Source organism: Variovorax sp. Soil_C_12 (assembly GCF_057657375.1).
In genome coordinates this window covers 79,610-94,172 of record NZ_JBDGIO010000010.1, presented here as the reverse complement: position 1 = coordinate 94,172, position 14,563 = coordinate 79,610, and the positions used below count along the sequence as shown (strand labels likewise).

The following is a 14,563-nucleotide window of genomic DNA, read 5'->3' as shown; positions in this document are numbered from 1 at the left end:
AGCTCAGCCGTGCAGCACCCAGCGCGCCAGCACCTCGTGCCGGCTTTGCCCGATCAGGCTGCGCACCAGAACGAACTCGTTCGCGGTCCAGCCGATCGGCTCGACTGCGCGCGGGGCCACATGGGTGTCGTCGTAAAGCAGCGTCAGGTGCGGCGTGTAGTGGGCCGCGTCGCCGTGGCTTTCGCCGGCCCGGGCCATCGCCTTGCCGAGCGCTTGCTGGAAGGCCTTCGCCGCGATCAGGCCTTCGTCGCCGAGCAGCACCAGCGGCATGTTGCGCGGCCTGCGGGCGAAGCTTCCCACGCGATCGAAGCCGAGCTTGAATGAAGGAATGACCGTCAGCGCCTGGGCTGCTGCGCAGGCGGCGTCGGCCACCGCCTGGGGGAAGCCCCGGAAGTTGCCCACGAGGTGCAGGGTGACATGGAAGCGCGACGCGCCGAGCGCCTTGCCCTTGAGCCCGTGATCGCGGCGCAGATCCGCGATCAGCTGCTCGATGCGGACGATGGCCGGCGCATCCGGCAGCAGCGCGAAGAACAGCCTGTCGGTGTATCGCGGCGCGGGCGCAGTGCCTTCGGGCGAAGGCTGCTGCGCACCGCGCCCCGGCGTCACGACTCGTCGCCGCGCGCCTCGAGCGCCCGGTTGATGCTCAGCGCCGCCAGCGTGCACGCGGCGCCCGACAGCAGGTAGACGCTGACGTAGGCCAGCCCGAAGTTGGCCGACAGGCCCAGCGCCACCAGCGGCGCGAAGGCGGCACCGATCAGCCAGGCCAGGTCCGCCGTGAGCGCAGCCCCGGTATAGCGGTACTTGCGGATGAAGTTCGACGTCACGGTGCCCGAGGCCTGGCCGTAGGAGAGCCCCAGCAGCACGAAGCCGACCAGCATGAAGACGTTCTGCCCCAGCGTGCCGCCGCCCAGCAGCGTGGGCGCGAAGCCGCTGAAGACGGCGATCATCACGGCCAGGGTGCCGAGCGTGCGGCGCCGGCCCACGCGGTCGGCGATCCAGCCCGAAGCGACGATGCCGCCGGCTGCCAGGAAGGCGCCGACCACCTGGATCATGAGGAACTGGGTGATGGACTGGTCCGAGTAGAGCCGGATCCACGACAGCGGGAAAACCGTGACCAGGTGGAACAGCGCATAGCTCGCCAGCGCCGCGAAGGCGCCGATCAGGAGGTTGCCGCCCTGGGTGCGAACCAGCTCGATCACGCTGGTGGGCTCGAGCTCGCCCTCCTCCATCAGCTCCTCGTATTCGTGCGTGACCACCAGGCGCAGGCGCGCGAACAGGGCCACGACGTTGATCGCGAAGGCCACGAAGAAGGCGTAGCGCCAGCCCCAGGCCAGGAAGTCGTCCAGCGACAGGCTGGCATACAGGAAGGCGAAGAGCCCGCTGGCCACGACGAAGCCCACCGGTGCCCCCAACTGCCCGAGCATCGAGTACCAGCCGCGGCGGTTCGGCGGCGCGTTCATCGCGAGCAGCGAAGGCAGCCCGTCCCACGAGCCGCCCAGCGCCAGCCCCTGTCCGACCCGCAGGATCGACAGCAGCACGATGGAGAGCACGCCCGCGCTCTCGTAGCCCGGCAGGAAGGCAATGCCGACCGTGGAAGTGCCCAGCAGGAACAGGGCCATGGTCAGCTTGGTGGCGCGGCCCCAGCGGCGCTGCACATGCATCGAGATCACTGTCCCGATGGGCCGTGCGATGAATGCGAACGAGAAGATGACGAAGGCGTACAGTGTGCCCTCCAGGCGCTGCTCGAAGGGAAAGAACAGCGCCGGGAAGACCAGCACCGAAGCGATGCCGTAGACGAAGAAGTCGAAATACTCGGAGGCACGGCCGATGACCACGCCGACGGCGATTTCGCCGGGGGCGACCTTGGAATGGTCGGCGGTGATGAGCCGGGCATCCCTCTCGAGGGATTCGGACGAGGGATCGGGATGGGTATGACTGATGCTGGACATCGCGGTGCTACGGGTTCAGGGAGCCTTGCAGGAATCCATCAGGGTCGCATCAGATGCAGTTTTGCGCCATAGGACAAAACGTCCAATCGCCAACCGCCCCCGATGGGGATACATTCTGCGCGCATTGGCCATCCGCGTCTTCCCGCGGTGCGCGCTCTTCTTCCCATCCTGGCATGCCATTCCTATCCCTTCTTCGCCGGTCGGCCCTGCTCGTTCTCGCCCTGCTGCTGGCGGGTTGCAACATGGTGGTGCTGAATCCCTCCGGCGACGTGGCCGCCCAGCAGGGCCGGCTGGTCGTGATCTCCACGCTGCTGATGCTGCTGATCATCGTGCCGGTCATCGCGCTGACATTTCTCTTTGCATGGCGGTATCGCCAGTCCAACACCGAGGCGACCTACAAGCCCGACTGGGACCATTCCACCCAGCTGGAACTGGTGATCTGGGCCGCCCCGCTGCTGATCATCATCGCCCTGGGCGCGGTCACCTGGATCAGCACCCACACGCTGGACCCCTACCGGCCGCTCGATCGCATCGGCGTGGGCCGCCAGGTGCCCGAAGGCACGCAGCCCCTCGTGGTCGAGGTGGTGGCGCTCGACTGGAAGTGGCTCTTCTTCTACCCCGAGCAGGGCATCGCTACCGTGAACGAGCTGGCGGCGCCGGTGGACCGGCCGATCCAGTTCAAGATCACGGCCTCCTCGGTCATGAACTCCTTCTACGTGCCCGCCCTGGCCGGCCAGATCTACGCCATGCCCGGGATGGAGACCAAGCTGCACGCGGTCATCAACAAGCCCGGCGAGTACGAGGGCTTCTCGGCCAACTACAGCGGCGCCGGCTTCTCGGGCATGCGCTTCAAATTCCACGGCCTGCAGGGCGGCGAGTTCGACCAGTGGGTGCAGAAGGCCAAGGCCGAGGGCAAGGCGCTCGGCCGCAACGACTACATGCAGCTCGAACGCCCGAGCGAACGCGAGCCCGTGCGCCGCTACGCCAGCGTCGCGCCCGGCCTGTACGACGCCATCCTCAACCGCTGCGTCGAGCCCGGCAAGATGTGCATGCGGCAGATGATGGCGCTCGATGCCACCGGCGGCGCCGGCAAGGCCGGCCTCTCGCCCCTGGCCCTGACCGAGGTGCCGCGGGGCGAGCAAGGGCTGCCGATGCGCACCGTCGCCGCCGAGATCTGCACGGCCGACAACCCGACCGGCGCACCGCTGCCCGCGCGCACGACGATCCAGTAAGCCACCCGATCCCGGCGATCACCCCACATTCCAGGCGCGGCCCCGGGCGGCGCCCCACCCCTTGGTTATCCGAGACGCAAGATGCCCGACCACCCCGCCATGACCCATCCGATCTTCGGACGCCTCACCTGGGAGGCCTTCCCCTACCACGAGCCCATCCTGGTGGCGACCTTCGCCGCCGTGGTGCTGGGCGGCCTCGCGATGATGGGCGCGATGACCTACTTCCGCGTCTGGGGCACGCTCTGGCGCGACTGGATCACCAGCATCGACCACAAGAAGATCGGCATCATGTACATCGTGCTGGGGCTGGTGATGCTGCTGCGCGGCTTCGCCGACGCCATCATGATGCGGCTGCAGCAGGCCATCGCCTTCGGCGACAACGCGGGCTACCTGCCGCCGCACCACTACGACCAGATCTTCACGGCGCACGGCGTGATCATGATCTTCTTCGTCGCCATGCCGCTGGTCACCGGCCTCATGAACTACGTGGTGCCGCTGCAGATCGGCGCGCGCGACGTGGCCTTCCCCTTCCTGAACAACTTCAGCTTCTGGATGACCACCATGGGCGCGATGCTGGTGATGGCGTCGCTGTTCATCGGCGAGTTCGCCAAGACCGGCTGGCTGGCCTATCCGCCGCTGTCGGGCATCCTCTACAGCCCGGACGTCGGGGTGGACTACTACATATGGTCGCTGCAGATCGCGGGGGTCGGCACCTTGCTCTCGGGGGTGAACCTGATCGCCACCATCGTGAAGATGCGCGCCCCCGGCATGGGCATGATGAAAATGCCCGTCTTCACCTGGACCGCGCTGTGCACCAACGTGCTGATCGTCGCCGCCTTCCCGGTGCTCACGGCCGTGCTGGCGCTGCTGTCGATGGACCGCTACGTGGGAACGAACTTTTTCACCAACGAGCTCGGCGGCAATCCGATGATGTACGTCAACCTCATCTGGATCTGGGGCCATCCGGAGGTGTACATCCTGATCCTGCCGGTGTTCGGCGCCTTCTCCGAGATCGTCTCCACCTTCAGCCGCAAGCGCCTGTTCGGCTACGCTTCCATGGTGTATGCGACGGTGGTGATCACCATCCTGTCGTACCTGGTGTGGCTGCACCACTTCTTCACCATGGGCTCGGGCGCGAGCGTGAATTCCTTCTTCGGCATCACGACGATGATCATCTCGATCCCGACGGGGGCGAAGATCTTCAACTGGCTGTTCACCATGTACCACGGGCGCATCAAGTTCGACGTGCCGATGTTGTGGACGATCGGCTTCATGGTGACCTTCGTGATCGGCGGCATGACGGGCGTGCTGCTGGCGGTGCCGCCGGCCGACTTCGTGCTGCACAACAGCCTGTTCCTGATCGCGCACTTCCACAACGTGATCATCGGCGGCGTGGTGTTCGGCGCCTTCGCGGCCATCACCTACTGGTTCCCCAAGGCCTTCGGCTACCAGCTCGACCCGTTCTGGGGCAAGTGCTCCTTCTGGTTCTGGCTGGTGGGCTTCTACTTCGCCTTCATGCCGCTGTACGCGCTCGGGCTGATGGGCGTGACGCGCCGCCTGAGCCACTTCGAGGACCCTTCGCTGCAGATCTGGTTCCAGGTCGCCGCCTTCGGCGCGGTGCTGATCGCGCTGGGCATCGGGAGCTTCCTCATCCAGCTGGTGGTGAGCTTCATGCGGCGCGAGTCGCTGCGCGACACCACGGGCGACCCGTGGCACGGCCGCACGCTGGAGTGGTCCACCTCCTCGCCGCCGCCGGCCTACAACTTCGCCTTCACGCCGCGCATCCATGACAACGACGCCTGGTGGGACATGAAGCAGCGCGGCTACGAGCGGCCGCAGGAAGGCTTCGCGCCGATCCACATGCCGAAGAACACCGCCGCCGGCTTCGTGCTGGCCGCCATCAGCGCGGTGATGGGCTTCGCGCTGATCTGGCACATGTGGCTGGTCGCCGGCGTGTCCTTCGCCATGCTGATCATCGCGACCATCATCCACACCTTCAACTACAAGCGCGACTATCACATTCCGGTGGACGAAGTGGTCCGCACGGAAGCGGCGCGCACCCAACTGATGGCCGGCCATGTCTGAGATCACCGCCCCCACCCCCCGCGCCGCCGGCGTTGCGGCCACGCACGCGCACTTCCACGTCTTCGACGACCACCACCACCCCGAGAACGGCACGCTGCTGGGCTTCTGGCTCTACCTGATGAGCGACTGCCTGGTGTTCGCCTGCCTGTTTGCAATGTACGGCCTGCTGGGCCGCAGCTATGCCGCCGGGCCCTCGGGCGCCGACCTGTTCGAGCTGCCGCTGGTGGCGCTCAACACCTCGCTGCTGCTGCTGTCCTCCATCACCTACGGCTTCGCGATGCTGGAGATGCTGAAGAAGCGCGTCGGCGGCACGCTCGTCTGGCTGGCCGTCACCGGCCTGCTGGGCGCGGGCTTCATCGGCATCGAGCTCTACGAGTTCGCGCACATGATCCACGAAGGCGCCGGCCCGCAGCGCAGCGCCTTCCTGTCCTCCTTCTTCACGCTGGTGGGCACACACGGCCTGCACGTGACCTTCGGCATCATCTGGCTCGTCACGCTGATGATCCAGGTCGGCAAGCACGGGCTGATTCCCGAGAACCGGCGGCGCCTCCTGTGCCTGTCGATGTTCTGGCACTTCCTGGACGTCGTGTGGATCGGCGTCTTCACTTTCGTCTACCTGATGGGGACCCTGAAATGAGCGAAGCGCACGACGTTCACGACCACGACCCGCACGTCGAAGACGACCTGCACATCAGCCTCAAGGGCTACATGACGGGCTTCGTCCTGTCGGTGATCCTGACCGCAATTCCCTTCTGGCTGGTGATGGGCAATGTGTTCGACAAGCCCGGCACTACAGCCATCGTCATCCTGGCCTTCGCGGCCGTGCAGATCGTGGTGCACATGATCTACTTCCTGCACCTGAACGCCCACTCGCAGGGAGGCTGGAACATGCTCGCGCTGATCTTCACCATCGTGCTGGTGGTGATCACCCTGAGCGGCTCGCTGTGGGTGATGTTCCACATGAACAGCAACATGATGCCGGCATCCATGCACGAGATGCGCAACATGCCTTGAGCCGGACGCTGCCCGACACGACCCGGGGACCGCGTTCCACGCCGGCGCTGGCGCTGCTCGCCCTCGCCGGCGTTCTTCTTTTCGCGCTGTTCGCAGCGCTGGGCGCGTGGCAGATCGAGCGGCGGGCGTGGAAGCTGGCGCTCATCGAACGGGTCGAGGCGCGCGTGCATGCCACGCCCGTCGATGTGCCCGAGCCCGCGCGATGGCCCCGCATCAATGCGGCCGACGACGAGTACCGGCATGTGCGGCTCGCAGGCGTGTTCCTCCACGAGCGCGAGACGCTGGTGCAGGCCTCGACCAAGCTGGGCCCCGGCCACTGGGTGCTGACGCCGCTGCGAACCGTGCAGGGCCCGGTGGTGTTGGTCAACCGCGGCTTCGTCCCGGCCGAGCGGCGCGAGCGCGCGACACGCAGCGGCAACGAGCCGGCCGGCGAGGTCCGCCTCACCGGCCTGCTGCGCATCAGCGAGCCCGGCGGCGGCTTCCTGCGCCGCAACGATCCCGCGGCCGACCGCTGGTTCTCGCGCGACGTGCAGGCCATCGCCGCCGCGCGCGGACTGGCGGACGTCGCCCCCTTCTTCGTGGACGAGGACGCCCCTACGCCGCAACCCGCCGGCGCCGAGCCGCGCTGGCCGGTGGGCGGCCTGACGGTGATCGTCTTCCACAACAGCCACCTGGTCTACGCCCTCACCTGGTTCGGCCTGGCCCTGGGGGTGCTGCTGGCGGCCTGGCTGGTGGCGCGCGCGGACCGCACCGCAAGAAAGGCCCGCGATGCAGCCGCAGACTGAAGCCGACGCCACCGGCCTGAAGAACATGCAGCAGCTGATCCAGCTGCGCTGGATCGCGGTCGTCGGCCAGGTGGCGACCATCGGGGTCGTCCACTTCGGCTTCGGCATCCGGCTGCCGCTCGGGCCGATGCTGGGGGCGCTGGGCTTCCTCGCCATCTTCAACCTGGTCAGCCTGTGGCGCTGGGACCGCCACGAGGACGTGACGGACCTGGAGCTCTTCGTCGCGCTCCTGGCCGACGTCGGCACGCTGACCGTGCAGCTCTACCTGAGCGGCGGCGTCACCAACCCCTTCATCTTCCTGTTCCTGCTGCAGGTGTGCCTGGGCGCGGTGCTGCTGGGGCCGGTCTATACGCGCACCCTGATCGGCGTCACGGTGGCCTGCTTCGTCGGGCTGATCCTGTTCCACCGGCCCCTGGAGATCCCGACGGAGAACGGCCGCGGCCTCGCCAGCCCCTACATCCAGGGCCTGCTGCTGTGCTTTGCGCTCGATGCCGCGCTGCTGGCCATCTTCATCGCCCGCATCAACCGCAACCTGCGCGCGCGCGACGCCCGCCTGGCCGATCTGCGCCAGCGCGCCGCCGAAGAGGAGCACATCGTGCGCATGGGCCTGCTGGCCTCCGGCGCGGCGCACGAGCTGGGTACGCCGCTGGCCACGCTGGCGGTGATCCTGGGCGACTGGCAGCACATGCAGCCCTTCGCCGCCGAGCCCGAGCTGCGGCAGGAGATCGAGGAGATGCAGGCCCAGGTGGCGCGCTGCAAGACCATCGTCACCGGCATCCTGCTGTCGGCCGGCGAGGCGCGCGGCGAGGCGCCGGCGCAGACCACCGTCATCGCCTTCCTCGACGAGCTGGTGGCCGAGTGGCGCGCCACCCGCCCGATCGAGGCGCTGGCCTATTCGACGGCCTTCGGCGACGATGTGGCCATCGTCTCGGATCCGGCCTTGAAGCAGACCATCTACAACGTGCTCGACAACGCGCTGGAGGCCTCGCCGCGTTGGGTCGGCCTGGAGGCAACGCGCGACGGCGACTGGCTCAGCCTGACCGTGAGCGACGCCGGCCCGGGCTTCGCCCCGGAGATGCTGGCGCAGCTCGGCAAGCCCTACCAGTCGAGCAAGGGGCGCCCCGGCGGCGGGCTGGGCCTGTTCCTGGTCGTCAACGTCGCGCGCACGCTGGGCGGCAGCGTGTCGGCGCGCAATCGCCCCGAAGGCGGCGCGGCCGTGACGCTGCGCCTGCCGCTGGCGGCGATCACTCTCGAGGAAACGAGCCATGGAAGCTGAGCAACGGCAGCTGCTGATCGTCGAGGACGACGCGGCCTTCGCCCGCACGCTGAGCCGTTCCTTCGAGCGGCGCGGCTACCAGGTGCTGGTGGCCGCCGGCGCCGAGCAGGTGGCGGCGCTGCTGAAGGCGCATTCGCCGGGCTATGCGGTGGTGGACCTCAAGCTGGCGGGCGGCGCCTCCGGCCTGGCCTGCGTGCAGATGCTGCACCAGCACGACGCCACGATGCTGATCGTGGTGCTCACCGGCTACGCCAGCATCGCCACCGCGGTCGAGGCCATCAAGCTGGGCGCCTGCCACTACCTGGCCAAGCCCTCCAATACCGACGATATCGAGGCCGCCTTCGGCCGCGCCCAGGGCGACACCGAGGTGGCACTGACCGAGCGCTCCACCTCGATCAAGACGCTGGAGTGGGAGCGCATCCACGAAGTGCTGGCCGAGACCGGCTTCAACATCTCGGAGACGGCGCGACGCCTGGGCATGCACCGGCGCACGCTGGCGCGCAAGCTGGGGAAGCAGCGGGTCAAGTAGCGCCCTCAATCGACGTCGCTATCCTCCAGCGTCGAAAACAGCACCTGAAAGATCTCCCGCGTCGACAGCGACCCATCCGCGTCCTTCTCGACCAGCAGCAGCTGCTGCGCCTCCGGCAGGCCGGCGGGGATCACCATCCGCCCGCCGGGCTTGAGCTGGTAGATGAGCGCCGGCGGGATCAGCTCGGGCGCCGCGGTGACGATCACCCGGTCGAAGGGCGCGTGCTCGGGCCAGCCGTGGCAGCCGTTGCCGATCTTGACCTCGACGTTGGCGTGGCCCTGGCGGGCCAGCCGCTGGCGCGCCTGCCGGGCGAGCTCCTCGATGAGCTCGACGCTGTAGACCTGTTGCGCGAGTTCGGACAGGATCGCCGACTGGTAGCCCAGCCCGGTGCCGATCTCCAGCACGGTGTCGGTCGGCCCCACGCGCAGCAGGTCGGTCATCACGGCAACGATGAAGGGCTGCGAGATGGTCTTGCCGTAGCCGATCGGAAGCGGCGTGTCGACATAGGCATAGGGCCGCAGCTCGATCGGCACGAAGACATGGCGCGGCACCTTGGCGAGGGCCTCCATGACCCGCGGGTCGAGCGCGGCCTTGCCCAGATGCGTGGTCGCAAAAATGGTCTTGGCGGCGATCTCGGCGAGCATGCGCTGGTGGAGGGTCGTGAAATCCGGTTCGCTCATGGTGCCTCCTCGAGGCGGCGGTGCCGACGTCCCGATCCTACGCTTGCGCGCGGGCACAAGACACCGGGTGACACCTCTCCCCTTTCTGGAGGATGCGGGGTTTGCACCCCGACGATATCGTCCCGTCCGCTGTCACCGAAGGCCTGGGCGGGAGCCTTGCGCCACACAGCGGCCGCGCACGACAATCCGACCCACTTCATGGCCTCGCATGGCGTGCCGCGGCACGTCGCGCGGCCGCCCACCGGGAGGAGGAGGCAACATGCGAGCAGAACTGGTGATCAAGGGCAAGAGCCTGACCGGCTCGAGCGACCTGACGCTACTGGCGCCGATCAAGCCGGGGCTGGTGTCCTCGCTGGAGGCCATCACGTACAAGACGCGGGCCAAGCGCCTGCTCAAGACGCTGCAGGGCGGGCGCGCCTCGCTGCACGAGTACGCGCTGCTGCGCCCGATCTCCGATGCGGTGGAGCGCGTGGCCAAGATCCATTCCTTCCGCGTCGCGGTGCTCGAGCCGGAGGACAAGATCCTGCTGGCCGTCACCTTCGACGGCACCTGGGAGGCCTACATCCGCGTGCTGTGGCAGAAGGTGGGCACCCTGCTGGACGTGATCTTCTGCAACACCGAGGGCTACGTGGTGTCGCACGACGCGGGCTTCGACGCCTGGGCCGGCTGGGTGCGCAAGGTGCAGATCGAGACCGCCTTCTACTACAACACGCACGGGCTGACCGTCGAAGACGCGCGCTACCTGCGGGACGAGGAACGGCTCCATCGCCAGCCGCCTGCGCCCTCCTCGCCGGACGCACAGGCCGAAGCGCTCGCGGCAACGCGCCTGCGCGTGCGAACCCCCGAAGAGATCGCCTGGAAGGCGGCCACCGGAAACACGGGACTGGCGCTCGACGCCAGCCGCCAGGCCTTGCAGTCGCTGGCCGTGCTGTTCCGGCTCACCGACATGTACCTGCCGGGCACGCCCGACGGCCGGGTCCTGCAGCGGGCCGCGCGCGACATCCTGCGCGAGTTCGTCTCGCTCATGGATGACGAGGATCTGCCCGAGGAGCTGAAGGAAGCCATGAAGGTGCGCTTCGATCGCCACCTCCGCTGGCTGATGCCGACGGACGACCCCGAGGTCACCCGGCCGCGCGAGGTGCCCGCGCTGCCGCCCCGGGCGCAGGTGGACGATCCCGCCGACGTGCAGGGCGGCATCCTGCGGCCCTACGAGAGCATCACGCACGGCTGCCTGCTGCTGGTCGCCTTCGACGTGCGCGGCGCCGGCGCGGGCCTGCTCAACGAGTTGCTCAAGTCGCTGACGACCGCCACTGGCCAGCCTCCCGCGGGCCAGCCGATCGTCAATGTCGCGCTCACCTACGAGGGCCTGCGCTTTCTCGGCATGCCGGAGGAGCAGCTGGCCTGGTTCCCGCAGGAATTCCGCGAGGGCATGGAGGCGCGCGCCAGCATGCTCGGGGACTTCCGCGCCAACCATCCGCGCCGCTGGCGGTTGCCGCAGCGTGTCGCGCAGGCCGGCGCACCCGCGCACGACACCACGGTCGAGATGGCGGCCGTCCACCTCGTGATCCAGCTGCGCATCGGGGCGCCGGGCAACGACGCGATGGACCCCACGGACAAGGGCCATCCCCTGCACGGAGCAATCGCAAAGCTCTTCGGCGATTTCGGCCAGGGCGGCACGCGCCAGGGCGTGCGGCTGCTCGCCATCGAGCCGCTGCGCCGCTACCTCAATAACAAGGAGCGAATCCAGGAGCACTTCGGCTTTGCCGACGGCGACGGCCAGCCGGTGCTCGATGCCGTGCCCGAGGGCGCCGTCTACCGCAACCAGGTGCACCTGGGCGAGCTGCTGCTCGGATACCCGAATGAAGCGGATGCCAAACCGCAGGGCAACAGCGAGGCGGAGCGCGAGCGCCTCCAGTTCTTCCACAACGGCAGCTTCCTGGTCGTGCGCAAGCTGCGGCAGGACGTGGCCGCGCTCTACGAGACGGTGCGCCGCGCCGGCCGCGAGACCGGGCTCGACGAGGACCTGATCTTCGCGAAGCTGATGGGGCGGCACCGGGACGGCCGGCCGCTGGTCGACGCCGAGGCGATCAACGACTTCGACTATCGCGCCGATGCGGAGGGCCGGGTCTGTCCCTTCCACGCCCACATCCGCCGCGCCAACCCGCGGCAAGACGACGTGGCCAGTGCGCCGCCAGACCCCCCGGGGCGCCGCCGCCCGCGGCTGATGCGCCGCAGCATGTCCTTCGGGCCGCGCTATGCATTCCCGGACGTGGTTCCCGAAGGCGGCTACGCGGACGACGGCCAGGAGCGCGGCCTGATGTTCATGGCCTACAACGCCAGCATCAGCGAGCAGTTCGAGGTGATCCAGCGCTGGCTGGTGGGCGGCAACAGCGCCGGGAACTTCTCGGGCCAGGGCGACGTGCTGCTCGGCGTGCCGGAGGCGGGCGAAGACCGCAGCTTCCGGTTCGAGCATCCGGTGAACGGCGTGCCGCGGAGCCATCGCATCGCACTGGACCAGGCGCCCGGGCTCAGCGAGGAGTCGCGGCCCTTCGTGCGCGTGGATTGGGGCGCCTATCTGTTCACGCCCTCGGTGCATGCGCTGCAGGAGCTCATCCGCCTGGCCGCCCTCGGCCCGCGCCCCCTGCCCGTCTGGTCGGCAGACGAGGGCGAGCATCGCATCCAGGCGCTGCTGCAGCTCGAAGGGGCGGCCTGCCCCGCGGCGGCCATCCGGGCCTGGAAGAGCGTGCTCGAAGACCCGGAGGCGCAGGAGAAGTTCATCAGCGCCGGAGTCTGGGCCGCCATCCGCGAACGCCACGGCGGCGTCCTGCGCACGCCCTATGGCGTGCTGGTGGCCGATCGCGAGCGCGTGCTGGAGGTGCTGGGCGACGACGCGCACTACACGGTGGCCGGCTACCGGGAACGGATGGATGATTCGATCCGGCAGATCTACCTGGGCCTGGACCGGGGCGATGGCAGCGGCGAGTACGAGCGGCAATCGATCCAGGTCAACCAGGCCATCGGTGCCATCGACGAGAAGAGCGCCTTCCGCCTGGCCTTCGACTTCACCGGGCAGGTGCTGCAGGAATTCATGGAGGCCGAAAAGGAGATCGCCCCCAAGCTGGGCCGCAGGCGCTGGGAACTCAATCTCGACGTCAAGGAGGTCGCCGACAAGGTGCTGGCCCTGCTGTGCCAGGAATGGTTCGGCCTGCCCGAGCTTCAGCCCGACGCGCCGACGCCGCCCCTGGTGCCCGGCAGCTGGCGCTGGGACTGGAAGGAAGGCGATCCCGCCATCTACCCGAGCCAGTTCACCGCGCCCTCGCGCTACATCTTCCAGCCCCGTCCCAACGACGACGTGAAGCGCTACGGCGAGCGCTACGGCAATGCGCTGACCCAAGCGCTGCATGCCTTCATCCGCCCGTTCCAGGAAAGCAAGTCCGCGCCGAAGACGCCGAAGGGCAAGGAAGCCGTGCTCGCATCGGCCATCCTCGGCGCCTTCCCCGACGCCAAGGCCGACGACGATTTCGTGGCCCGCACCTTCGCCGGGGCGCTGATGGGCTTCCTGCCGACCGTGGACGGCAACCTGCGCCTCTCGCTCAACGAGTGGCTGCGCGACGGCACTTTCTGGGCCCTGCGCACGGCCTGGGCACAGCACGGCGAGGCGGAGGTCTACGACAGGGCGAAGGCGCTGCTCGAGGAGCCGCTCAAGGAAGTCATGCAGCTGCGGCCCTCGCCGGAACTCGTGTGGCGCCGGGTCAAGGGCGGTGGAGTGCGGATCGGCAACGAAAAGCTCGCCGACGGCGAGACCGTGGTTCTGTCGCTGGTCTCGGCGACGCAGCAGAGCCTGCGCGAAGACAAGCCCGGAGCCAAGCGCGACGTGACGCCGATCTTCGGCGGCCGGCGCACCCAGGACGGCGCGCACCCCGCGCATGCCTGCCCGGGCTACAAGGCGGGCATGGGCGTGCTGCTGGGCATGCTGGCCGGCCTGGCCGACGTGAAGGAACGCATGCGACCGAGCCCCGCGCCGCTGGCCTTCACCTTCGAGGGGCGCCTCTGAACCACGGCGCGGCAAGGGCCGCGAAGGAGCGAGACATGAGCATCTACGAGAAGGACCAGCCGGCCATCGAGCGCGGACGCCGGCTCGGCGATTTCCTGGTGGAGGGGCAGCGCCGGAGGCTGGCGCGCGGCGTGGGGGTCGCGCCCTTGGCCGCGGCGCAGAAGATGCTGATCGCGCTCGGCGACTCCTGGTTCGCCTACTGGCCGCGGGGGGACGTGCTCGACGTGCTGGAGCGCAAGTTCCACTACAACGTGGATTCGCGCGCCCGCGCCGGCAGCACGCTCGCGGAAATGATCTTCGAGGTGCCGCCGGGCGACCAGATCCCCGACCCCGACGACACGGCCCAGGGCGAGCAGCTCAAATGGCTGACCGCCCGCATCCAGGGCCTGACTTCGGAGGAGAAGAGCAGCCTGAAGGCCATCCTGCTCTCGGGTGGGGGCAACGACGTGGTGGGCGACAAGCAGACGCTCAAGTCGCTGGTGCATCCGGCGGCGGAGGGCCATGCGCAGCCTGTCAAGGAGGAGATGCTGCTGAAGCTCGTCGACGGGCGCCTGCGCGAGCTGCTGACGGTCATGCTCTCGGCCATCACCACCGTGAGCGTCGCCTCGGTCGGGCGCAAGGTGCCGATCCTGCTCCACGGCTACGACTACCCGGTGCCCGATGGCCGCGGCGTCTTCCTGAACGTGTGGCTGAAGCCGGGCCTGGTCGAGCTGGGCTACAACGCGCTGGAAGACCGCAAGAAGATCCTGAAGACGCTGATCGACCGGCTCAACATGATGCAGATCGCGCTGCTGCAGAACCCGGAGTTCCAGCACGTGCTGCATGCGAACCTGCGCGGCACCCTCTCCACCCTGGACGCGGACTACCAGGAGTTCTGGCAGAACGAGCTGCATCCCACCATCCCGACCGGCTTCGAGTTGGTGGCGGACAAGGTGGCTGCGAAGATTCCGGCCTGAGCC

The 14,563-nt window shown here is 68.4% G+C and carries 12 protein-coding genes; 9 read left to right on the top strand and 3 right to left on the bottom strand.

Annotated features, from left to right (window positions below; genetic code table 11):
- Positions 1-3: 3 nt before the first annotated feature.
- Entirely contained in the window at positions 4-606 is a 603-nt protein-coding gene (locus tag AC3A6X_RS24475; protein ID WP_487844629.1) for a 2'-5' RNA ligase family protein, read from the bottom strand.
- Positions 603-1,949, bottom strand: coding sequence for an MFS transporter (locus AC3A6X_RS24470; protein ID WP_309961995.1), 1,347 nt, complete (start codon positions 1,947-1,949; stop codon positions 603-605). The genes AC3A6X_RS24475 and AC3A6X_RS24470 overlap by 4 nt, the downstream gene beginning before the upstream one ends.
- Positions 1,950-2,122: 173 nt before the next feature.
- Here AC3A6X_RS24470 and cyoA point away from each other — a divergent pair, with 173 nt between their 5' ends.
- From cyoA to AC3A6X_RS24435, 7 genes are all read left to right on the top strand, one after another.
- Positions 2,123-3,181 carry a ubiquinol oxidase subunit II gene (cyoA, locus tag AC3A6X_RS24465; RefSeq protein WP_487844628.1) on the top strand — a complete coding sequence of 353 codons (1,059 nt, stop codon included), beginning with the start codon at positions 2,123-2,125 and terminating at the stop codon, positions 3,179-3,181.
- A gap of 81 nt (positions 3,182-3,262) precedes the next feature.
- Positions 3,263-5,266 (top strand): cytochrome o ubiquinol oxidase subunit I, encoded by a 2,004-nt coding sequence (gene cyoB, locus AC3A6X_RS24460; RefSeq protein WP_487844627.1) that lies wholly within the window; start codon positions 3,263-3,265, stop codon positions 5,264-5,266.
- A complete protein-coding gene (gene cyoC, locus AC3A6X_RS24455) occupies positions 5,259-5,903 on the top strand; it encodes a cytochrome o ubiquinol oxidase subunit III (protein ID WP_487844626.1) in 645 nt (214 codons plus the stop codon). The genes cyoB and cyoC overlap by 8 nt, the downstream gene beginning before the upstream one ends.
- Complete coding sequence (cyoD, locus tag AC3A6X_RS24450) at positions 5,900-6,280, top strand: cytochrome o ubiquinol oxidase subunit IV (protein ID WP_309961989.1); 381 nt, start codon at positions 5,900-5,902, stop codon at positions 6,278-6,280. The genes cyoC and cyoD overlap by 4 nt, the downstream gene beginning before the upstream one ends.
- Positions 6,277-7,065: an SURF1 family protein gene (locus tag AC3A6X_RS24445; RefSeq protein ID WP_487844625.1), complete on the top strand. Its 789-nt coding sequence runs from the start codon at positions 6,277-6,279 to the stop codon at positions 7,063-7,065. Before cyoD ends, AC3A6X_RS24445 begins: the two co-directional genes overlap by 4 nt.
- Positions 7,049-8,341, top strand: coding sequence for an ATP-binding protein (locus AC3A6X_RS24440; RefSeq protein ID WP_487844624.1), 1,293 nt, complete (start codon positions 7,049-7,051; stop codon positions 8,339-8,341). Before AC3A6X_RS24445 ends, AC3A6X_RS24440 begins: the two co-directional genes overlap by 17 nt.
- Positions 8,331-8,870, top strand: a complete 540-nt coding sequence (locus tag AC3A6X_RS24435; protein WP_487844623.1) for a response regulator transcription factor — start codon at positions 8,331-8,333, stop codon at positions 8,868-8,870. The genes AC3A6X_RS24440 and AC3A6X_RS24435 overlap by 11 nt, the downstream gene beginning before the upstream one ends.
- A gap of 5 nt (positions 8,871-8,875) precedes the next feature.
- Here the strand turns inward: AC3A6X_RS24435 and AC3A6X_RS24430 are convergent, their stop codons facing one another.
- Positions 8,876-9,550 carry a protein-L-isoaspartate(D-aspartate) O-methyltransferase gene (locus AC3A6X_RS24430; RefSeq protein WP_487844622.1) on the bottom strand — a complete coding sequence of 225 codons (675 nt, stop codon included), beginning with the start codon at positions 9,548-9,550 and terminating at the stop codon, positions 8,876-8,878.
- Positions 9,551-9,809: 259 nt separating this feature from the next.
- On the opposite strand from AC3A6X_RS24430, the gene AC3A6X_RS24425 reads away from it, so the two are divergent.
- Positions 9,810-13,604, top strand: coding sequence for a Dyp-type peroxidase (locus AC3A6X_RS24425; protein WP_487844621.1), 3,795 nt, complete (start codon positions 9,810-9,812; stop codon positions 13,602-13,604).
- A gap of 35 nt (positions 13,605-13,639) precedes the next feature.
- Positions 13,640-14,560, top strand: a complete 921-nt coding sequence (locus AC3A6X_RS24420; protein ID WP_487844620.1) for a hypothetical protein — start codon at positions 13,640-13,642, stop codon at positions 14,558-14,560.
- Positions 14,561-14,563 lie beyond the last annotated feature (3 nt).

Excerpts from the sequence above, each read along its gene's own strand:
- AC3A6X_RS24435 (WP_487844623.1), top strand. The coding sequence starts at position 8,331 with ATGGAAGCTGAGCAACGGCAGCTGCTGATCGTCGAGGACGACGCGGCC.
- AC3A6X_RS24425 (WP_487844621.1), top strand. The coding sequence starts at position 9,810 with ATGCGAGCAGAACTGGTGATCAAGGGCAAGAGCCTGACCGGCTCGAGC.
- AC3A6X_RS24470 (WP_309961995.1), bottom strand. The coding sequence starts at position 1,949 with ATGTCCAGCATCAGTCATACCCATCCCGATCCCTCGTCCGAATCCCTC.
- cyoA (WP_487844628.1), top strand. The coding sequence starts at position 2,123 with ATGCCATTCCTATCCCTTCTTCGCCGGTCGGCCCTGCTCGTTCTCGCC.
- cyoD (WP_309961989.1), top strand. The coding sequence starts at position 5,900 with ATGAGCGAAGCGCACGACGTTCACGACCACGACCCGCACGTCGAAGAC.
- AC3A6X_RS24430 (WP_487844622.1), bottom strand. The coding sequence starts at position 9,550 with ATGAGCGAACCGGATTTCACGACCCTCCACCAGCGCATGCTCGCCGAG.
- AC3A6X_RS24420 (WP_487844620.1), top strand. The coding sequence starts at position 13,640 with ATGAGCATCTACGAGAAGGACCAGCCGGCCATCGAGCGCGGACGCCGG.
- cyoC (WP_487844626.1), top strand. The coding sequence starts at position 5,259 with ATGTCTGAGATCACCGCCCCCACCCCCCGCGCCGCCGGCGTTGCGGCC.
- cyoB (WP_487844627.1), top strand. The coding sequence starts at position 3,263 with ATGCCCGACCACCCCGCCATGACCCATCCGATCTTCGGACGCCTCACC.
- AC3A6X_RS24440 (WP_487844624.1), top strand. The coding sequence starts at position 7,049 with ATGCAGCCGCAGACTGAAGCCGACGCCACCGGCCTGAAGAACATGCAG.